The following is a 21,177-nucleotide window of genomic DNA, read 5'->3' on the forward strand; positions in this document are numbered from 1 at the left end:
TCGCTAGGCCGTCCTGGGTTTGTCGCCGCCCGCCAGCGACGGGTCGAAGCACCGGCGGCAACGCGCCTCATAGGTGCCCTGCGAGCCCAGCAGCAGGCGGTCGCTGCTGGCGACCAACCGCTGCGTATGATTGGCCGGGTTGCCGCAGACCATGCAGATGGCGAGCGTCTTGGTGATGTACTCCGCGATCGCCAGCAACTGCGGCATCGGTTCGAACGGCTTGCCGAGATAATCCTGGTCGAGACCCGCGACAATCACCCGCTTGCCGCGACTGGCGAGCGTGTTGCAAACCGCCGGCAGCTCGGCATCGAAGAACTGTCCTTCGTCGATCCCCACGACCTCGGTGTTGTCGTCCACCATCTGCAACAGTTCGTTGGAGCTCAAGACGTTTCTCGACTGGATGCGCATCTCGCTGTGCGAGACGATTTCGTCCTCGCTGAACCGGCTGTCGAATTTCGGCTTGAAGATCTGGACCTTCTGGCGGGCGATCTGCGCGCGACGGAGGCGGCGGATGAGCTCCTCGCTCTTCCCGCTGAACATGCTGCCGCAGACGACCTCGATCCAGCCCGTATGGCGCGTGCGTTCGATATCCATGGACAATCCAGGGATTGGGGATTGGCACGAGAGTGTCTCCCTAATCCCTAACCCCTAATCGCTAACCCCTAATGCCTACACCCGGGCCTGATACTCGCCCGTCTCGGTATTGACCCGAATCCGGTCGCCAATCGTCACAAACGGCGGCACCGACACGACCAGGCCCGTCTCGAGCGTCGCCGGCTTCAACTGTGCACTCGCGGTCGCCCCCTTGATGGCCGGCGCCGTGTCCTTGACCGCCAGGTCCACCGTCTGCGGCAACTCGATCCCCACCGGTTCGGCTCCGTAGAACTCGACCTTGATGGTCGACTCCGGCACGAGGTAGCCAATCATCTCGCCCAACACTTCGTCGGAGAGCGTGATCTGGTCGTAGGTGCTCGTGTCCATGAAGTGGTGACCGCCCGCGTCGCTGTACATGTACTGCATTTCGAGTTCGTCAAGCGTCGCCCGCTGGATGGTATCTTCCGACCGCAGCCGTTGTTCCACCTGCGCCCCGTTGCGCAGGTTGCGCATCTTGACGCGAACAAAACCGCGGAGGTTGCCGGGCGTGACGTGCTGCAACTCGAGGATCCTCAACAGGTCGCCCTCCAGTTGGATGAGCATGCCTTTTCTGAGACGCGTGGCCTGAATGGCACTCATGATGTCAACTGCTGTCCTGTTGGCCTTCGCAGCCCGTAGACGCCCTTGCAGGCGAGTTTTGCCCTCGTACAGACCGTCGATCGTAGCACATCTGGTTGGGCCCAACCAAACATGCTAGCATGCGATTCGTGGCCTTTTCTCGCTGGGATCCGCTCCATGATCTGCTCGCGCTGCACGAACGGCTGAACCGTCTGGGATCGGAGGAGGCGCCCGGCTGGACGCCAGCCGTCGACCTGTACGAAACGGCCGACCGCTTCGTCGTCAGCGTCGAACTGCCCAGCCTGAACCGCGACGACATCCGCATCGATGCCCAGGAGCAGACGCTCGTCATCCGTGGCGAGCGGCCTTGCCAGACGCCGGGTGACGCCCGGTTCCTGCGGGTCGAACGGGGACATGGCGCGTTCGTGCGTTCCTTCTCGCTCCCCCAGCCTGTTCGGGCCGGGGAGATCTCGGCGGAATTCCGCAACGGCGTCCTCACGGTGCTCGTGCCCAAGGTGCTTCCGCAGACTCGTCGCATTAAGGTCGACTGACTGCCATGAAACGACTGTTGTTCGCCATCCTCACTATCAGTGTTGGTTTCGCGGCCGGGCTGGTCGTCACGGGCCGCCTGCACATCGCCCAAACGAGTACGGCCGCGCCGACGGCCGGCGATCAGGTTGGCACCAACGCGACACAGGTCACTGCGACCGGACGCACCACGGCGGGGCTCCCGGACTTCACGGGCGTTGCGGCCGGCACCGTCGGCGCTGTGACGAACATCTCGTCGCAGCAAGTCGTCCGGACGTCGAATTCGCCGTTCGCCAATGATCCGTTCTTCCGCTATTTCTTTGGCGACGATTCCGAGATGTTCGGCGGACGCGACCGGCGGGAAACCAGTCTCGGGTCCGGAGTGGTCGTGTCATCAGACGGCTACGTCCTCACGAACAACCATGTCGTCGGCGACAACACCGCTGAGATCACGGTGTCGCTGGCCGACAAGCGCGAAATGCGCGCGCGGGTGGTCGGCACCGATCCGCTCACCGACATCGCGCTATTGAAGATCAACGCGACCGGGCTGCCGGTGGTGCCCTGGGGCGATTCGTCGAAGCTGAAAGTGGCCGAGTGGGTCTTGGCGATTGGCAATCCCTTTCAGCTGAGCCAGACGGTGACGCTCGGCATCGTCAGCGCGATCGGCCGGACCAACGTCGGCGTCGCGGCGTACGAGGACTTCATCCAGACCGACGCGGCCATCAATCCCGGGAATTCCGGAGGGGCGCTCATCAATGCGCGGGGCGAATTGATCGGCATCAATACCGCCATCTACAGTCAGAGCGGCGGCTACCAGGGTATCGGCTTTGCGGTGCCGTCGAACCTGGCCCGTCGCGTGATGAACGATCTCATCAAGTACGGATCGGTGCGCCGCGGATCGATCGGTTCGGTTGAGGTCCTCTCGCTCACCTCGCAGCTTGCCGAACAGTTGGGCATCTCAATTGGCAAGGGTGTACTCGTCAACCGGATGGCCCGGAACTCGTCCGCCTACGACGCCGGCATCAGACCGGGGGACGTGATCGTGACCGTGAACGGCAAGGACATGATCGACGACTCGCAGTGGGTCAGGGTCGTCGCCGACGCCCCAATCGGGAGCACGATTACGATCGGCGCCATTCGCGACGGTAGGAAGGTGGAATTCCGCGTGCCCGTCCAGGCGATGTCAACGGGTAGCCGCCCGGCGGGCCGACGTTGAGCTGGAGCACGTGATGTATCGCGCCCGGGTACCGGACACGCAGGGATTGCCGATGGCCAAGCATCGCCACGGCCTGTCGGTGCCAACGCGAATCCCAATCCGCGCACTCCACCCGATATCGTGAATCGTCTTCCCGCGATCCTCGATCCACAACGTCGCACGCGCTGACCTCGCCAGGTCGACCCGGTTGTCGTCCAGCGTAATCCCCATGGCACACGTCAGGTTCCCAGGGCCCCGGCACAACTCGTGTGTGGAAACATCCGGCCCGCTGACTCGCCGGCTTTGGCGCCGACGTATGTGCATGAGTTCGATCCCCGACACGGGCTCGAGGGCACGAATCAGCACGGCAGCCGGAGCCCCGGCCTCTTCGGTGACCGCATTCACGAGATAGTGCATGCCGTAGTTCAAGTAGACATAGGCATGGCCCGGCTCGCCATAGAGCGGCTCGTTACGAGGCGTCGGACCTGGTGCGGCGTGGCAGGCGGGATCGGATTCCCCGATGTAGGCCTCGGTTTCGACGATGAACCCGCTCGTCAGACCATCACCCGATCGATGGACCAGCAGCTTGCCGAGCAGGTCTCGGGCGACGTCGAGGGTCGGCCGCCGGTAGAAGGACCGCGGCAGCACGCGGTCGCGTTGACCCCGACTGGTCACGGCGTCCTGGGAACCCCGGGCTTACGAATCATCAGCCGCTTCTGCGATCGCAGCGAGGCTGCCGCCACGGTTCTGTCGCGATCGCGGGCCAGCATGTCGAGCGCCGGCAACGTCGCAACACTCCCGATGATGCCCAGCACCTCGGCGACGCCCGCACGCACCCTGGCATCACGGTAGGATGCGGCTCCGCCAAGCGACGGCGCGATGGCGGAGCCGAGTTCCACCAGGTAAGCGAACGCGTTCTCCTCGAGATCGGCGCGGCCGAACCCGTCGATGATCGCGCTGAGATCGCTGAAGTCGCCGATGCGGGCCCGGGCAAACGCGGCGGCCTGGCGAACCACGGGCGATCGGTCGGCCGCGGCGCGGGTCAGCAACGCGTTGAGGGCGGCGCGGTCGCCAATCCTGGCCGTGCCTTCGAGCGCGATCCGGCGAAGTTCCTCGTCATTCACCTCAAAGGCGCTCGCAAACTGACTCACACTCGACGGATGCGCGATGTGAGCCAGGGCGTTGAGCGACGCCAGGCCGAGCTTGTCCCGCTTGTAGTATCCGCAGAAGTCGACCAGCGACCGCACGGCGCGGTCGTACCGCAGCGCACCAAGCGCATTGATGGACGACAGGCGAACCAGTTCGTCCGGATCGTTCATGGCCACGATGAGCAGGTCGCCCACCTCCGCGCGCTGGGCGAGCCATTCCTGATTGGCCTTTTCGTCGCGAAGCGCCGACTCGTACAGCCTGCCCAGCACGTGGATCGACGCGGCTCGCAGCGCTGGATCAGGATCCTTCATGGCAGCCAGCAGCCGCGACACCACACCCTTGGCATCAGGGAACTGACCGCGCTTGACGAGCGACGGCCCAAGCACTCCAACCGCGTACATCGCGTCGAACCGGACTCGCGGCGTCGAGGACGCGATCCCGCTCACCAGCGCCGTCATGACGGATGCCTGAGGCACGTTGGCCACGGTCGCACCGGGCCCCTGCACGAACGCCAGCAACGGAAGTCTGGCGTCCTTCGACTTGACGATCCGGTTCGCGACCGCCCGCGTGTAGCCTTCGTCGGCGAGGAACAACGACACTTCGGTTGCGATCGCCTGGGCCTGGACGTCGGCCACCGGGTCGCTGATCAACGCGGCCACAGGCGCCACCGCATCGATGTAGCCGGCACCGGCCAGCAGGCCCAGCGCGTCGATCCGGACCTTCGCGTCCGGAGACTTCAGCCGCGCGACCACATCCTCGTACGCGATCTCCTGACCGCGAACGGGCTGTCCCATGCCACCGGCCATGATCGCCACCAGCGCCACGACTGCCGACCGGGATTGCACCGTGCGTCTCATGCCACGCTCCCTGTTTCCCACCCACGCGGCTCGCCGGTCAGCACGGGCCGCAGGAATCGCCCCGTATGCGACCCCTCGTGCGCCGCGATCTGCTCGGGCGTGCCTGTCACCACGATCTGGCCTCCCCGGTCGCCGCCTTCGGGACCGAGGTCAATCACATGATCCGCTGTCTTGATGACATCGAGGTTGTGCTCGATCACGAGCAGCGAATGTCCAGCCTGCAGCAGTCGCCGGAACGCCGCGAGCAACTTCGCGATGTCGTCAAAGTGTAACCCCGTCGTGGGTTCGTCGAGAATGTACAGGAGCCGCTCGCCGCCCGACACGGCCAGATGCGCCGCGATCTTGATCCGTTGCGCCTCACCGCCCGAGAGCGTCGTCGCCGGCTGCCCCAGCCGCACGTAGCCGAGTCCAATCTCGTCGAGCACCTGCAGGCGGCGCAGCACCTTGGGAGAGGCGCTGAAAAACGACAGCGCCTCGCGGACGGTCAGGTCGAGCACCTGGTGCACGTTCTTGTTCCGGTACCGGACATCGAGCACCTGGGGCTTGAACCGCTTGCCGTCGCAGACGTCGCACGGCACGAAGACATCGGCCAGAAACTGCATCTCGACCCGCACCTGGCCCTCGCCCTCGCACGCCTCGCACCGCCCGCCCGGCACGTTGAAGGAGAAATGGCTCGCCGTCAGGCCGTTGGCCCGGGCGTCCTTGGTCGACGCGAAGAGTTCGCGGATCGGATCAAACGCCTTCAGGTACGTCACCGGATTTGACCGCGGGGTCCGTCCGATCGGCGTCTGGTCCACCAACACGACGTCGGTGATGAACTCAGCGCCTTCGAGTTTCCGGTGCGCGCCGACCTTGCGTTCGGTTCCGCCCTTCAGCCGCTTGATGGCCGGGTAGATGATGTCGTGCACCAGCGTCGATTTGCCCGACCCGCTGACACCGGTCACCACGGTCAGCGTATTGAGCGGAATCTCCACGTCGATGCCGCGGAGATTGTGCTCGGCGGCCCCCAACACCCGCAGGCGCTGCCCGGTGCCGCGCCGGCGTTGCGAGGGCACCTGGATGGACAATTCGCCCCGCAGGTACTTCGCGGTCAGCGATCGCGTCTCCTTCATCAACCCCTCGAGCGCGCCGTTGTAGATGATGCGCCCGCCCTGCTCGCCGGCCCCCAGACCCAGGTCGACGATGTGGTCACCCATACGGATCATGTCGGCGTCGTGTTCGACCACGAGCACGGTGTTGCCCTGGTCACGCAGCGCGCGCAGGATGTCGATGAGCCGCTGGTTGTCGCGCGGGTGCAGGCCAACCGACGGCTCGTCGAGCACGTACAGCGTGCCCACCAATGCCGACCCCAGCGATGTCGCCAGGTTGATGCGCTGCGCCTCGCCGCCCGACAGCGTTGACGAGAGCCGGTCCAGCGTGAGGTAGTCGAGGCCGACGTCGCTCAGGAATCTCAGTCGCCGCCTGATCTCGCCGAGCAGCTTGTCGGCAATCGCCGCGTCCTTTTCGCCAAGCGCCAGTCGGCTGAAGAACCGCTGCGCCTCGCTCACCGTCAGCGCGCAGACGGCATCGATCGTCTCGCCGCCGACCCGAACGTCTCTCGCTTCGCGGCGCAGGCGCGTGCCGGCGCAGTCGTGACAGATCTGATAGCCCCGATACCGGCTGAGGAAGACGCGGACGTGGACTTTGTACTTCTTGCGCTCCAGCCACGCAAAGAAGCCCCGAATGCCGGTGTACTCGTCGCCGTCGCCTTCGATGACGATCCGCCGCTCCGCATCTGTCAATTCCTGCCACGCGATATCGAGACGGACGCTGCCCTTGCGGACCGCCCGCTTCAGATCTGCCAGGTACGAACGGTAGTGCGGCTTGCTCCACGGCTCGATCGCGTTGCGGTTGATCGATCGTGTTGGATCCGGCACGACCAGGCCCATGTCGACCTCGACGATGTTGCCGAAACCGTGACACGTCCCGCACGCGCCGTACGGATTGTTGAACGAGAAGAGGCGCGGCTGAGGAGTTTCGTACGGGATACCACACGACCGGCACTCGAATCGCTCGCTGAACACGTGGATCCGCGCGTTCGATGCGACGCTGGCTTCGATGGCGAATGCCGCCCCTCCGCCTTCGGTATACGCGGTCTCAATCGAATCGGTCAGGCGGCTCTCGACACCGGGTTCGATCGTGACGCGATCAACGACCACCCGCAGCTCCGTGCGGCCTGCCAGCGAGGCCGCGTCGATGGCGTCGAACGACATCGCCTGATCGCCGACCACCAGGCGCCCGAAGCCCTTCTTGCGCAGCACGTCCAGCGTCGCGGCAATCGCATCGTGACCATTGCCTGAGCGACCTGCGCCATTCCCGCCCGCCGGAGGTTTCCGAGACTCGCGTGCCGACCTTCGCGACGCCCCGACACGCGCCGGCTCCTCTGCCGCCGACTCCCCAATCTCGTCGACCACCTCGCTGCCGTTGGCCTGCTCGTCGCCTCCGGCGCCCACCGCCAACACAGGCAGATCAAACCCCAGCACCAGGCGCGTGCCGTCCGGCAGTTGCGCCAGCCTCCGCGCCACGACTTCGGCCGTCTCGCGCGTCACCTCCTGCCCGCACTGGCGGCACATGGTGCGGCCGACCCGCGCAAACAGGAGCCGCAGGTAGTCGTGAATCTCGGTCGTCGTGCTGACCGTCGAGCGAGGATTGCGAATCGAGTTCTTCTGGCGGATGGCGATCGCCGGCGACACGCCGTCAATGGCGTCGACGTCGGGCTTCTCCATCCTCTCGAGAAACTGGCGCGCGTATGCCGACAACGACTCGACGTATCGGCGCTGTCCCTCTGCGTAGATGGTGTCGAAGGCGAGCGACGACTTGCCGGATCCGCTGACGCCAGTCAGGATCACCAGCTTGCCCGACGGCAGCGTCAGGTCAACGTTCTTCAGGTTGTGCGTGCGAGCCCCCCGAATGACGATGTCGCTCGCGTCGGAGGTCGGAGTGTCTGGCATGTCCGCGGTCGTGTTCCCGGAGTACCTCGGCCGGCTGGCCCTGACGTCGCTTCATCCCCCGAAGTACGGGGGCACGGCCCACTGCGCGGCCTGTCGGGGAAACTCTAAATAATCCATAGTAGCACGGGCGGGCGCGATGAATCGCACCCCTACCGGCGGGCGGCCACGGGGGGCCGCCCCTACGGAGGATCTATGGTGGTCGTGGTTGCCCCAGCGCGAAGTCGCGGCTAGCGTAGGCCGACGGCCTGGACGGCGCCGACCGCGGCGAGGTTGACGACGTCCTGCACGCTGCTGCCGTATTGCAGCAACTGGACCGGCAGCCGCGTACCGGTCAGCACGGGTCCCACGACGACCGCCTCGCCGACGTGCTGCAGCAGATGCAACGCCAGGTTCCCCGACTGGAGGTCCGGGAAGATGAGGACGTTCGCGTCCTTCTCCAGATCAGAGAACCGGAAATGCGTGCGCCGGATCTCGCCGCTGACCGCCGTCGCAAGCTGCATCTCGCCATCCACCGCCAGCCCCGGCTCCTGGGCCTTGAGCATCTCGGTTGCGCGCCTGACCTTGCGCGTCAGCGGATGATCCACGGCGCCGAAGTTCGAAAACGACAGCATCGCCACGCGGGGCTCGATGCCAAGCAACCGCACCATGCGCGCCGTCAGCAACCCGGTCTCGGCGAGTGCCTCGTCGGACGGGTCGATGTTGACCGCGCAATCCGCCAGGAAGTACACGTCGCGCGGCAGCAGCGCCATGTAGTAGCTCGAGATGCGCCTGACGCCGGGCGCGGTGCCGATGGTTTCGAGCAGGATGCGCAACGAGTCGGCATAGTGATGCTCGATGCCCGAGACCAGCATGTCAGCATCACCGCAGGCCAGCATCATCGCGCCGAAGTACTCCGGTCGCCGAAGGCGCTGCTCCGCGGCCGGCTGCATCACGCCGCGGCGGCGCCGGAGCCGGACGTACTCCGCGACGTAGGCATCGCGCCGCTGACTGCGTGTCGGGTCCACACACGTCAGGCCAGATGGATCCACGCCGAGCCGCGCGATGCCTGATCGGATCTCCGCCTCATCGCCGAGCAGGACGGGTCTCGAGATGCCTTCGTCCGCCAGGATCGCGGCCGCCCGCTGAATCGTCTCGCTCGTGCCGTCGGCAAAGACAATCCGCTGAGGCACCTGGCGCGCCTTGACCATGAGCCGGCGTAGCGTCTCACGTCCGGTGCCGATGCGGACAGTCAGGCTCTCCTGGTAGGACGCGGTCTCCACGGGTCGCCGGGCCACGCCCTCTTCCATGGCGCAACGGGCGACGGCCGCCGACTCCCGCTCAAGAATGCGGGGATCAATGGGCTTGGGCAGCAGGTACTCCGGGCCAAAGCTGAAGCGCTCATACCCGCAGGCGCGGCTCACCTCGTCGACCACATCCTCGCGGGCGAGATCCGCCAACGCATGCGCGGCGGCCATCAGCATGCCGTCGGTGATGCGCACGGCGCGCACATCGAGGGCTCCGCGGAAGATGTACGGGTAGCTCAGATGATCCACGATCGCGTTCGGATACTGCGTGAGACCTGTTGCGACGATCGCATCGCGCCGGCTGGCGCGGGCGTCCTCGTAGCCAATCTCAGGCACCGGTGCCGCCAGCGCACACACAATCGGAAACCGCGCCATCGACTGAATCATCTCAGACGTCACGATGCCGCCGGTCGAGGCTCCTACAAATACGTCGGCTCCCCGCAGCCCGTCGGTCAGGCGGCCAGGAGCATCGCGGACCGCAAATTGGCGCTGATGCCGGCTGAGATCGTCGCGGTCCGGGTGCACGAGGCCGTTGACGTCGTAGAGCCAGAGCAACTCGGGCGAGGCGCCCATCAGCGCAAACATCCGGGCACACCCGACGCCGACCGTGCCCGCGCCGGAAATCACGATGCGACACGCCGCAATCGACTTCTCGGCCAGGTCGAGGGCGTTCACGAGCGCCGCTGCAGCCACCACGGCCGTGCTCTGCAGGTTTTCGTGCATCACGGGAATCCGCAGGGTGTCGCGGAGCCGCTCGTAGATGTCGAGTCCCTCGGGCGCCCGCAGATCCTTGAGGTTGATGCCACCAAACGTCGGCTCGAGCATCTGGACGGTCTGGACGAATCGATCGGGGTCGCGTGTGTCCAGTTCGAGGTCGAAACCGTCGAGATCGGCGAGGCGCTTCAACAACACCGCGGCCCCTTCGAGCATGGGTTTGGCGGCAAGCGGTCCAACATCGCCAAGCCCCGGGACGGCCGATCCGTTGGTGACGATGCCCACCAGATTGCCGCGCGCGGTATACCGGAAGACGGCATCGGGGTCAGCAGCAATGGCCTCGCACGGAAAAGCGGCGCCTGGCAGCGCCGCCAGGCGCATGTCGCGTGCCGTCAGGCAGGGCTTGATCGCACGGGTCTCGATCTTCCCGGGCCGGTCCCCTTCGTGGTAGGCGAGCGCTTCGTCGCGACGGATCATGGCAGGACCTCCAGGTGGCGAGCCCCGCCCGCCAGCGGAAACCGTTCGATCGTCTCGGTCCAGACGGCCAACGAGGCTGGCATCGGCCGTACCTGCAGGACGCGCAGGTGCGCGTCCTCGAATCCGAACTCGATGTCGAGCGGGTGGCCGTACGCCCGTTCGAGACGCGTGGCCATCCCGACCAGCGCCAGCAGCTCCGGGTACTCGAGCGCGGGACGCAAACGCTGGTGCGCGAGTGTGCCGACCCGCACGGTACCGTGCCCGCACCGGGCGTCAAAGATGACTCTCTCGCGCTTGTCGGCGACCATGTAACGGAACCGGAACATTCCATCCGGCGACTCAGTCTTCACGACGACGATGTGATCGGCCGACACCACGCCCGACACGATCCCCTCGCCGAGACCGAGCACGACGTTGATGACCATCTCGCGCGGACGCGCATCGGCGGCGTTGATGGTCTGGAGCACGCCCGACACGCGCGACGGCACCATGCGCTGCACCACCACGCCGCATCGCGGCCAGTCCAGCCCCGACACGCGGTTCACCGACGTGCGCTCGGCCGCTCGTCCCGCGATCGCGCGCTCGGCCCAGAGGCCGCTCCACACAAGCTTGACGTGCTCGACGACCGCCTGCTCGCCACGCACGAACAGGAACGTCTCGAACTGGCCAGCCCGGGTCGCCTGTTCCGTGTCCTCGTCCAGCGCGGACGAGCGAACAGCGACGTGGCAATCCGGGCCGAGCGCCCGATACGCCTGGACGATGTCGCTCACCAGATCAGCAGGCATCTCGACTCGCGTCCAGAAGGCGCGAATGGCCGCCGCTTGTCCATCCGCGCCGATGCCCGAATCGCGGAGGATCGCGTCGATCGTCTGGCGTCCGGATGGGCCCGTGGCCGCCTGGAACGCCGACACGGTTACCGCAAACCAGTCAGGCACGACGCCCTCGCCGAGGATCCTGGCGATTTCGGCGAGGTTGGCGGCCTTGGCGCCCGCGACGCGTTCGAGTTCCAGGCCGCCATCGCCCGCGGTGACGATGAGCCGGGACCCGAGCGCGGATCGATCATCGGCCCGCTCCGGTGCCAACAAACGAGTCTGCTGGTGATTGAGTCCGACGACCGCGCCGAGCCGCCGCAGTTGCGCCAGTCGCGGCCGCCATCCGCCCGAGCCCGCGCCGGAAGCGAGGCTACCGGCCAACTGGTCTCGCAGATCGCACAGCCGCGCGCGGGCCATGTCGTCGACATCATGCCCGTCGCCCGTCCCCACGACGCCCGCGTCCAGGCCGCCGCTGTCGAGGGCCGCCGTCACCCGCATCAGCGTGTCCTGAAGGCGGACGACCTTGAGCCTCAACGCGAGGACATCGTGGCAGGTCGTGCACGAGGGGACGAGCGAGACCGCCTGCTCACGCGCCTCACGGATGCGGCTCGCCAGCCGCCCCGTCGTCTGCTGGATGGCCATCCGCGCAGCGTCGCCGCCATCGCGATTCTCAGCGAGCAATCGCAACAGGGCCACGCCATCGTGCACCGTGCTCGCGGTCTCGGATCCGGCGAGTTGGCCCAGCAGTTCTTCGACCGCATACCGCGCGAGGCCCGGCACTGACACGCGTCTGATCGACTTCTCGAGTTGGTGGCGCGCCCGGAGGTGGTGACCACGCGCCAGCAGCACGGCATCCAGGTCGGTGGCCTGGGCGAGGCACCGGGTCGCGGCCGCGTGTTCTCTCAGGGATTCGTGCAGGGCGAGCGCGACCGCATCGTGACCGAGCACGGTCAGCGTGCCCTGGTCGGCGTCGAGCACGACGAGGTCGCCATCGAGAATCCTCCCTTCGACGTCGCGGAGATGATGGCGTTCGGTCAGACGATACCCATACCGCTCGGATTCACGTTCTTCATACTCGAGCGTCGTGAACGCCAGCGCATCGTCGCCCTTTGGTAGCCGGGTCCACGTTCCGTCAATGATCAACGCCGGTTTGCCGGATTCCACAGCCAGCAGGCCGAGATGACTCAGGACGCCCCCACCGGTGGCCACGACCCCGGCCGCCTGAAACAGACACGGCGCGTCGTTGGGGCCGAGGCGTGCGGCCAGCAGAATGGCACCGTCCAGATCCTCGCGCCGACGACCGGAGGCTCCGAGGCGGGCCAGTCCGGCCGCGCGGCCAGGGGACGCACTGACGCCTGAGACCACCTGCTCAGTCGCGAGCGGCCGCCCACGGGCCACGGATCGCGGCACACGGAACAACCGCCGCACGTGCTCCGCGGTCGTCACCGGATCGACGCCCGACCTGTCAGGCGTCGATCCCAGGATGTTCGACCGGCGCAGTCGGTCCAGCACCAGCTCGATGTCGTAGCGAGCGTTGTCCTCCCACGGCGCGTCGGCATGGCTTCGTCGTCTCCACAGGCACCCGTCGAGCGCGGCGCACGCCATGCGCGGCATCCCTGTGGCATCGCGAAGGACGTACATCGTGAGATCGTCTGCCCCCAGCCGTACCCGGGCCTGTTGAACGTCGTATCCGTTGATGGTTCCGGTCGTCTTGAAGCCGACGTGCCGTTCGAGCAGCGGGACCACGTGCGCGAGGTGCGCCGAACGGGCCACCAGATCAGGATCGGATTCGAGAATCGCGGCCAGACGATCCACCTCGTGGATCCGCTCGAACACGCGGTTCGGTCGCCGCGCAAGGCCCGCGGGCGTCTCGTGAATTTCACCGCGTGCGAGCGCAGCCCGCAGCGGGCCGAGGACGCGTGCATCGAAGGGCACCTGTCCGGCGAGATCCGCGCCGGTCACGGGCGCGGTCAACTCAATGCCGAGCGCCCCGAGCCGTTCGCCCAGCGACGCCACAAGCCCAGACGGTGGCTCGACACTGAACCGATCCCGGTAGGGCGCGCGGCCATTCCAGCGGATCTCGCGCGGGCCTTCGGGTGCGGCCTCGATGGCCTGCACGATGCCGGCGCGGTCCTTCGTGAGCATCTGCTCCATCGGCAGCACGCCCCACCGCTCGAAGCACCCAGCCCACGCCTCGGCCACCATCCGCCGCGCCTCCTCGTTCACCTGGAGCGATCCGATCGCCCAGTCGACATCCATCAGGTACGGCACCAGGTGAAACAACATGGCCGCCCGCTGGTGGAGGGCATCAATGGTGAACGCCCGCTCCTTGTCGTACCGCGCCTGGATGCGCGTGCTGTCCACCGACACGATGAAGTCGAGGCGCTCGAAGAAGAGGCGGATGGCATCGAGCGACGGGCAGGGATGCACTGACAATTCGTTGATGCTGACGCCCGCGTACTGGAGATCGATCATGCCGCCGCGCAAGGGCGGCGAGTAGTCGATGCGGATGAATGCGGGGTGATTCCGGTACCGCGCGAAGTAGTGCACCTCGTTGCCGTAACAGAACACCCGGACGCTCGGCTGAATATGGACGCCGTGCAGCAGTTGGACGGCAAACGCTTCGACGACCAGCCGCACCTGGTAGGGAATCGAGGGCGCAGGCCCGCTTTGCGACTCCCCTTCCAGATCGACGAACTCGATGTGCCGGCCCACCTCCACGCCGCGGCCCGGCATGGCCACCGCAAGGTCCACCGTGCGGGTGGTTCTCGGACCGGTCCCGATCAGGCCGAATGCCAGCTTGAGTCCGCGCTGATGCAGGTACCGTTTCAATCCGTGCAGGGTCCGGATGTCGGATGGCCCTGTTGGATCCTCAAACGGCTGGACCAGGCGGCACACGTCCATCGGTAGAGGATCTCCGGACGCCAGAGCCAGAGTCCGGCCGATGCGCTCCGCCAGATTCGCATGGACACGCACGAGCGCGGCGGTTTCGTCGCGCACCGCGCGGTCGGTCGACCCGCCGAAGAGCGCGTTGAAGTCGGCGACCAACCGGCGCATCCGATCGAGAACCGTGTTGAGCCTGGCGCGCGTCAGCGGCGCCACATCGAGGATCTCGCCAAGCACGTCGGCGTGCACGACGTTGTAGGCGCGGAATCGGGAGACCAGATCACTGGTGTCCGACGCCCCCGACATCGCGGCCGCACTCCCACCCACGGCAACAATGAGCAGGCGATCGAAGACGCGGCGGACATCGGACAGGCCGTCGAAGATCCTGGCCTCGGCGCGATCGAGCAGCAGCGGAAACGCTCCCGCCACCGACACACCAACCATCGGCCGGGCTTCCAGGCCGAAGTTCACACGCCGCCAGCCGAGCGATGCCACGATGTCGAAGAGCAGGCGCCTGCCACACACGTGCCCGGCGCGCCGAAAAGAATCGAGCGCGGCGGAATCCGTCGCGAGCGGCACGACATCGAGCAGGTCCTGATGCGTCGCGCACGTGTACGTCAGGTAGGGCGCCAGCAGATTCGCGGCCTCGGTGCCAAGCAGGCGCGCGACCAACGCCGCCGCTGGCGATGTGCTGGCGAGGTCGAGCAGTCGGGCCGCCAGGCGACGAATGGCTGGTGTGGAACCCTCCGCGAGCAGGTCGTGGAGCAGATCTTCCCGGCCGCGTGGCAGGATCTTGGTCATCTCGCCGAACGCCGCCGGGCTCGCAAGCGCGCTCCCCTCTTCGTCGGCCCGTTCGGCCAGCGTCGTGAGCACGTGAGGCGTCACAATCAGTCGCCCGGCCAGGCTTAGGCGAACCGTCGCGTCGAGCGCACGCCGCTGCAGACCGGAATCTCTCGCCTCCAGCAGGGCCGACAGAATCGGCCAGGGTTGAGCATGCCGGTCTGCGGCATCCTCCAGCAGCGCGAACAAGGGCGTCACCACGGAACCGACACGACGGCCCGGCCAGACGAGGAGCCGTTCAAGCCAGGCACACCCGCCGGGCGACGTCAGCGTGTCGAAGTATTCGCGCAGGACACCGCAAGCGGCGGCGACACGATCATCGTGAGGCAGGTACCCGGCAAACTCGGTTTCTATGGTGCTGACGGCCTGCTCGAGTTGTGGGTCGCCATCCTCTGATGGGCAAGGCAATCCCGAGAGGGCGGGCAACGTACTTGAATCCGCCGGGCCTGAACCAGCACCTGGCACGGTCCGACTCCCCGGGGAGCAGGCCACCCTGGACAAAGGGGCAGGCGACGCGACGAAGCGAGACGAGTATACACCCCGGCCCCTTCGACTCAGACTCGAACCAGTGCCTTCGTTCAGGGCAAGCCGCGGAAAGGAGCTAGTGCCGGAACATATACGCCAGCTTCACGAAGAACCCGTCCGACGTGCGCGCGAGACGCGCTGTCGGATCGAGCACCAGGTCGCGTGCCAGGCTGCTGCCGTAGCCGAAGAACGCCACGGTGCCCGGCGTCGGCTCATACGAGACGAGCCAGTCCATGCGCAATCCGTCGACGCGCTGCGGCCCCGCGATGCTTCCGTTCACCAGGAGTGGAAAGCCGGTCGCCGGATCCTGCAACGCTACCCGCCGTTCCGATCGGTATTCGGTGATCAGCCTGAAGAACAACGAGCGATTGGGCTGGTACTCGAGCTTGATTCGGGGGATCGTCGTCCGCGCGAACTCAGTCTGATCGCGATCGCGCTCGATGCGCGACGAGACCAGGCTGAGGTCGATGCGAGCCGAGGTGGTCGGCCTCAGCCCAAGCGTCGTCGTCACTCGCGTCTCATGCCCGTTCGAGGCTTCGGCGAAGATGGCCGTGCCAGCGCGGCTCACCTCAACTTCCGCATTGAGCTTCTGAAACACTGGCGTCGTCACCGCGTAAGTACCACCCCAGTTGGTCACGCCGTCGGGCGGTGCAAAGGCCACAGTCGTCCCGCTTGGCTGCCACACGGCGTACGCCTGGTACATCGCCGGCTGAAACCGCACGAAATTGCGGCTGACCTGCGCGCTCAACTGCCACCCGCCGCGAAGTTGGGCCGTCAGGTGGGACTGGTCGCTGCCCTCGATCGCGCCGGTGTGCCCAAACGAGGCGTACCGCCAATCCCGGGTCGGTCCGAAGAAGGTCGTCAGATTCTCCAGCCACGCGCCCCGTTGTCCGTAATACGTGAACCGGTTGGACGCGTGGAATTCGACGATGTCGTTGCGCGGCACGTACCCGGATTGCGTCTCGAACGACTCGCCGAAGCCCACGAGCTTGTAGTTGAATCCCCATCGCCGCGCCGTGCGATCGAACTCGGCCTGCCACATCGGCGAGCTGCTGACGGTGCCATCGCGCTCAGTCCACGAGCCGCCGATCTGTCCGAGCAGGTAGTAGAGACGACCAAACACCCAGCGCGCGTCAGCGGCCACGACTCGATTGAAGGCGCCCGCCGACTCGCGATCGGTAAACGTGAGGCCCGCGAGCGAATCGGAGCCGAAGTCCTGGCGAAGGCGGGCGACATTCACCCAGGCGTGTCCATCACCGGTGGTGTCGGCTGCCGACAGCACGGCGATGCCGGTCCTGCCGACTTTCCCGGTCAGTTTCCCGCCCACAATGGGATCGACGATGCGGCGCGTGTAGACGAGCTGGTTCGGCGTCGCAAACAGCTCGATGCCTTCGAGAAAGAACGGCCGCTTCTCGGCGAAGAAGAGGGCGAAGCGCTCGTTGACCGTCACCTGGCTCGCGTCGGATTCGACCTGGCTGAAGTCGGGATTCACCGTGGCATCAACCGACAGGTTGGTGAACCCGAGCCTGACGTTCGCCCCTGGACTGATGTCGGTCTTGTCCCGGGCGAACTGACCCGCTCCGGTGAGCGCGCCATTCGACGACCCGGTGACGAACGGCTGAATCTCGGTCACGACACCGCGCTGGAGGTCGCGCAACCCCTCCATGGTCCCCGCCTGCGCGAGGAAGCTGGCAATGCGCTTGGCATCGGTCCACGTGTCCTCGCGTCCCGTCCGCTGGGTCTTCCGGGAGAAGTTGATGCCCCAGCGCTGCGGGCCGCTGCCCGGATATCGCAGGCTCTTGAATGGGATGCGGACCTCGACGATGTAGCCGTCCGCGCTGAGCTGGCCCTTCGAGTCGAACTGGTAGTCGGGATTCAGATCAATGGTGCCGCCGAACATGCTGCCGGCATTGAACGCGCCTTCCGTCTGCACGCCGTCTTCCTGCGCCCCGAGCGGATTGACGCCGAAGACAAACGCGCGACGGCGATCGCTGAAGGTATCGAGGAAGATCCGGACCCAATCGTCCTGGCTGATGTTGTCGCGATCGGCAACGGTGGCGCGAATCGACCCGGGGACCGAATCGTGCGCGATGATGCCGAAGTACAGCGCGCTCGGCGAATAGAAGACGAGCACCTCGGTCTGTTCACTGGCCGGCTGGCTGTCGACAGGCCGATACTCGGAGAAACCGGTCAGGCGCGTCGCCTGCGACCACGCGGGCTCGTCGAGCCGGCCGTCGATCGCGATCGTTACATCGATCCGGGGAATCGAAAACGTGGGCGACCCGCGGCCCTTGACCACGACAGCCGATGACGCTGGAGGCGGCACGGCGGGCGGGGGCGCGCTCGCACCGGGAGCCTGAATCAGTCCGAGACACAGCAGGAGTGCAGTCATTCGTCAATCAGTCCGATTGTCGTTGGAACAGGAGGGCTACATGGGGACTGTCGTGAAACAGTCTACCCTTCGACAGTCGTTGAGTTGCGCACAAAGAGGCCTTTTCGGAAACCGTGCAACCTGGGCCCACCCTTCTGTTGCCGTCCGCCACAAGAGTGAGCTCAGGGTTCATGTCATGGGTCGCGCCCCGTCAGCCCGGCTGCCGAGCGCCAGAAATCACTTGTTCAGAGCAGCCATCGTCTGGGCCGGGTAACGAAGCCCCGCCGTGACACCCCTGGGCATGATCTCGTCAATCCGGCGTAGGTCGTCAGCGCTCAGGCGCACAGTGACCGCGCCGGCGTTGTCCTCGAGGTACAGTCGGCGCTTGGTGCCCGGAATGGCGACAATGTCGTCGCCCTGCGCCATGACCCACGCCAGGGCAAGCTGGCTCGGCGTGCAGTGTTTCTCGACAGCCAGCTCTGTGATCCGATCGACCAGTTGCAGGTTCTTCTGAAAGTTCTCACCCTGGAAGCGCGGGTGGCTCCGCCTGACGTCATCGGCGGGCAGATCCTCTGGACGCCTGAAGCGGCCTGTGAGAAACCCACGACCAAGCGGGCTGTACGGCACGAATCCGATGCCCAGCTCACGCGTGGTCGGCAGGATGTCGTCCTCGGGATCGCGGGTCCAGAGTGAGTACTCCGTCTGGATCGCGGAAATCGGATGGACGGCATGCGCGCGCCGGATCGTGGTCGCGGCGGCCTCCGACATCCCAAGGTAGCGCACTTTGCCCGCGTGGACCAGTTCAGCCATCGCGCCGATGGTCTCCTCGATCGGCACACTGGGATCGACGCGATGCTGGTAGTAGAGGTCGATGTGATCGACGCCCAGTCGCTTGAGCGACGCGTCACAACACTGCCGGACGTAATCCGGCTTGCCGTTGACGCCCAGCCATGTGCCTTCGGGACTTCGCATGATGGCGAACTTCGTCGCGAGCACGACGCGGTCCCGCTTGCCGCGGAGAAAGCGGCCGACCAACTCCTCGTTGGTATAGGGCCCGTACATATCGGCCGTGTCGAGGAAGGTGATGCCGAGTTGCAGCGCACGATCGAGCGTGGCCATCGATTCGGCCTCGTCGCGGCCGGAATAGAAATCGCTCATGCCCATGCATCCGAGTCCCAACTCGGAAACCACCAACCCCTGCTGTCCCAATGTCCGCTGTTTCATCGCCGTGTCTCCATGTGCCGCATCAGTCACAGACTTGCGCCCGGCGCCGCGCCAGGCTGCACTACGATCATAACCCTTTCAATTCCCGCACACGTTGCCGGCGCCGAAGATCGCAGTTTCTGCAAGGGGGTCGCGGTGGATCGCGCAGATCACTAGACACCTTCACGGGTCTCATCTTGCCGAATGAAGCAAATCCTTCGTGACCCCGGCCGAAGCCGGGGTCCAGTCCTGGATTCCGGTTCCCCCGGACAGACGACGTGACCACACTTCCAAAAGTCCCTGTAGCCGCGCGACCATCCCGGCTGGCATAATCGCCCGTCATGGGCTTCTCCACAATCGACTATCTGGTCCTGGTTGCGTACCTGGTCGGCATCACGCTGTTCGGCATGCAGTTCCGCCGGTCGCAGCGGACCGTTCGCGACTACTTCATTGGCGGGCGCACCACATCGTGGGTCGTCATCAGCCTGTCGATTGTGGCGGCCGAGACCAGCACACTCACCGTGATTGGCGTGCCGGCGCTGATGTACGCCACCTACGCGCATCCTGAGCAGGGCGGCGCATTCACCTATCTCCAGGTGGTGATGGGCTACATCGTGGCGCGGTTCCTCGTCGCGGCGCTGCTCATTCCCAGGTACTTCCAGGGCCAGTTGATGACCGCGTATGCGCTGCTCGAGAACCGGTTTGGCGTCACCGCCAAGCACGTGGCCGCGTCGTTGTTCCTGGTGATGCGGTCGCTCGCCGAGGGCGTGCGCGTGTTTGCCGCGTCGCTGGTGCTGAGCGCGGTCATCGGGGCGAGTCTGCCAAATCTGCCGAACCTGTGGTTCTGGTCCGTGCTGCTGGTCGGCCTGCTCACGCTCGTCTACACGTTCGAGGGTGGCATTGGCGCCGTGATCTGGACCGACCTGATCCAGTTGGCCATCTACATCGCCGGATCGCTTCTGGCCGCCTACGAGATCCTCCAACTCGTGCCCGGCGGCTGGGGCGAGATTGTCTCGATTGGACGGGAGGCCAACAAGCTGCAGCTCTGGTCGTTCTCGTGGGACCTCAGTCTGCCCTTCACGTTCTGGGCCGGCATCCTCGGCGGCACGTTCCTGACGATGGCGAGCCATGGAACCGACCAACTGCTGGTGCAACGCGTGCTGACGTGTCGGAATCAGCGGGATGGCCAGAAGGCCCTGATCATGAGCGGCTTCGTCGTGCTGTTTCAGTTCGTCCTGTTCCTGACGATTGGGCTGATGTTGTTCGCGTATTACCGCACGCATCCGCAGCCCGCGCTGACCAGCAATGACGAGATCTTCCCCGTCTTCATCGTGAACACGCTGCCGCACGGGATCTCCGGGCTGGTGATTGCCGCGATTTTCGCGGCGGCCATGTCGAACCTGAGCGCGTCGCTCAACTCGCTGGCGTCAACGACCGTGTTGGACTTCTATGCGCCGATGTCCGGCGGACACAAGAGCGATGCCCATCTGCTGAAGGTGTCGCGCTGGGTGACCGCCGCCTGGGGTGTCGTGCTGATTCTGGTTGCGCTGGTGGCGCGGACGTGGGGATCTGTTTTCACGGCCGGGCTGACGATTGCGTCGCTGGTCTACGGCCCGATGCTCGGCGCCTTCGCGCTCGGCGTCTTCACGACGCGGGCGACGACGCGTGGCGTCATCATCGGGATGGCCGTGTCGCTCGGGTCGATGTTGATGGTGCGGCTGAACACGTCGCTCGCATGGACGTGGTATGTGCTGCTCGGCTGCGCGATCTGCGTCACGGTTGGCTACATCGCGAGCCTGGCCGGACCGAAGGAGGCGCGCGCGGCCGGGATTGGGGATTAGGGATTGGGGGTTAGGGATTTGGGATTGGGGATTGGGGGCATTTCCTGGGATCGCCGGGCTCCAGCCCGGCCCATGCCGAGCGGGACTCGGGATTCGGGATTCGGGGTTCCCGGCATTTCCTGGGATCGCCGGGCTCCAGCCCGGCATGCGTCTCGGCCACGCTGGAGCGTGGCGATCCGTGCGCCTGTAAGTGTGCCATGACCCGAGAGGTGCAAGTCCTCTCCAGGCAAACGCTCTCCGGCCTGAAGCCGACGATTACTGCGCCGCCGCGAGGCGGGGTGGGGAGCTATCGGA

The 21,177-nt window shown here is 65.9% G+C and carries 13 protein-coding genes; 4 read left to right on the forward strand and 9 right to left on the reverse strand.

Going from position 1 to position 21,177, the window contains the following annotated elements; genetic code table 11:
• Nucleotides 1-3 precede the first annotated feature (3 nt).
• Nucleotides 4-594, reverse strand: coding sequence for a thymidine kinase (locus tag NT151_13670; GenBank protein ID MCX6539963.1), 591 nt, complete (start codon nt 592-594; stop codon nt 4-6).
• Nucleotides 595-669: 75 nt separating this feature from the next.
• On the reverse strand, nt 670-1,233 hold the full coding sequence (efp, locus tag NT151_13675) for an elongation factor P (GenBank protein MCX6539964.1): 564 nt from the start codon (nt 1,231-1,233) through the stop codon (nt 670-672).
• Nucleotides 1,234-1,361: 128 nt separating this feature from the next.
• Between efp and NT151_13680 the strand changes: the two genes are divergently transcribed.
• A complete protein-coding gene (locus NT151_13680; protein ID MCX6539965.1) occupies nt 1,362-1,763 on the forward strand; it encodes an Hsp20/alpha crystallin family protein in 402 nt (133 codons plus the stop codon).
• Nucleotides 1,764-1,768: 5 nt separating this feature from the next.
• Nucleotides 1,769-2,956 carry a trypsin-like peptidase domain-containing protein gene (locus NT151_13685; GenBank protein MCX6539966.1) on the forward strand — a complete coding sequence of 396 codons (1,188 nt, stop codon included), beginning with the start codon at nt 1,769-1,771 and terminating at the stop codon, nt 2,954-2,956.
• On the opposite strand, the gene NT151_13690 is transcribed toward NT151_13685, so the two are convergent.
• From NT151_13690 to NT151_13710, 5 genes are all read right to left on the reverse strand, one after another.
• Nucleotides 2,924-3,610: a DNA-3-methyladenine glycosylase gene (locus tag NT151_13690; protein ID MCX6539967.1), complete on the reverse strand. Its 687-nt coding sequence runs from the start codon at nt 3,608-3,610 to the stop codon at nt 2,924-2,926. The genes NT151_13685 and NT151_13690 overlap by 33 nt on opposite strands.
• Nucleotides 3,607-4,941 carry a HEAT repeat domain-containing protein gene (locus tag NT151_13695; protein MCX6539968.1) on the reverse strand — a complete coding sequence of 445 codons (1,335 nt, stop codon included), beginning with the start codon at nt 4,939-4,941 and terminating at the stop codon, nt 3,607-3,609. Before NT151_13695 ends, NT151_13690 begins: the two co-directional genes overlap by 4 nt.
• Entirely contained in the window at nt 4,938-7,931 is a 2,994-nt protein-coding gene (gene uvrA / locus NT151_13700) for an excinuclease ABC subunit UvrA (GenBank protein MCX6539969.1), read from the reverse strand. The genes NT151_13695 and uvrA overlap by 4 nt, the downstream gene beginning before the upstream one ends.
• 227 nt (nt 7,932-8,158) lie before the next feature.
• Nucleotides 8,159-10,405 carry a phosphate acyltransferase gene (locus NT151_13705; GenBank protein MCX6539970.1) on the reverse strand — a complete coding sequence of 749 codons (2,247 nt, stop codon included), beginning with the start codon at nt 10,403-10,405 and terminating at the stop codon, nt 8,159-8,161.
• Nucleotides 10,402-15,132 carry a PEP-utilizing enzyme gene (locus NT151_13710; protein MCX6539971.1) on the reverse strand — a complete coding sequence of 1,577 codons (4,731 nt, stop codon included), beginning with the start codon at nt 15,130-15,132 and terminating at the stop codon, nt 10,402-10,404. Before NT151_13710 ends, NT151_13705 begins: the two co-directional genes overlap by 4 nt.
• Between NT151_13710 and NT151_13715 the strand changes: the two genes are divergently transcribed.
• Nucleotides 15,097-15,339: a hypothetical protein gene (locus tag NT151_13715; GenBank protein MCX6539972.1), complete on the forward strand. Its 243-nt coding sequence runs from the start codon at nt 15,097-15,099 to the stop codon at nt 15,337-15,339. The genes NT151_13710 and NT151_13715 overlap by 36 nt on opposite strands.
• Nucleotides 15,340-15,544: 205 nt before the next feature.
• Here NT151_13715 and NT151_13720 read toward each other — a convergent pair whose 3' ends face one another.
• Together NT151_13720 and NT151_13725 are read right to left on the reverse strand one after the other, a co-directional pair.
• Nucleotides 15,545-17,860 carry a DUF5916 domain-containing protein gene (locus tag NT151_13720; protein ID MCX6539973.1) on the reverse strand — a complete coding sequence of 772 codons (2,316 nt, stop codon included), beginning with the start codon at nt 17,858-17,860 and terminating at the stop codon, nt 15,545-15,547.
• 216 nt (nt 17,861-18,076) lie between these two features.
• Nucleotides 18,077-19,063: an aldo/keto reductase gene (locus NT151_13725; GenBank protein MCX6539974.1), complete on the reverse strand. Its 987-nt coding sequence runs from the start codon at nt 19,061-19,063 to the stop codon at nt 18,077-18,079.
• A gap of 320 nt (nt 19,064-19,383) precedes the next feature.
• Here NT151_13725 and NT151_13730 point away from each other — a divergent pair, with 320 nt between their 5' ends.
• Nucleotides 19,384-20,883 carry a sodium:solute symporter gene (locus NT151_13730; GenBank protein MCX6539975.1) on the forward strand — a complete coding sequence of 500 codons (1,500 nt, stop codon included), beginning with the start codon at nt 19,384-19,386 and terminating at the stop codon, nt 20,881-20,883.
• The last annotated feature ends 294 nt before the right edge of the window (nt 20,884-21,177 follow it).

Source organism: Acidobacteriota bacterium, assembly GCA_026393675.1.
Taxonomy (GTDB): Bacteria; Acidobacteriota; Vicinamibacteria; order Vicinamibacterales; family JAKQTR01; genus JBAXOX01.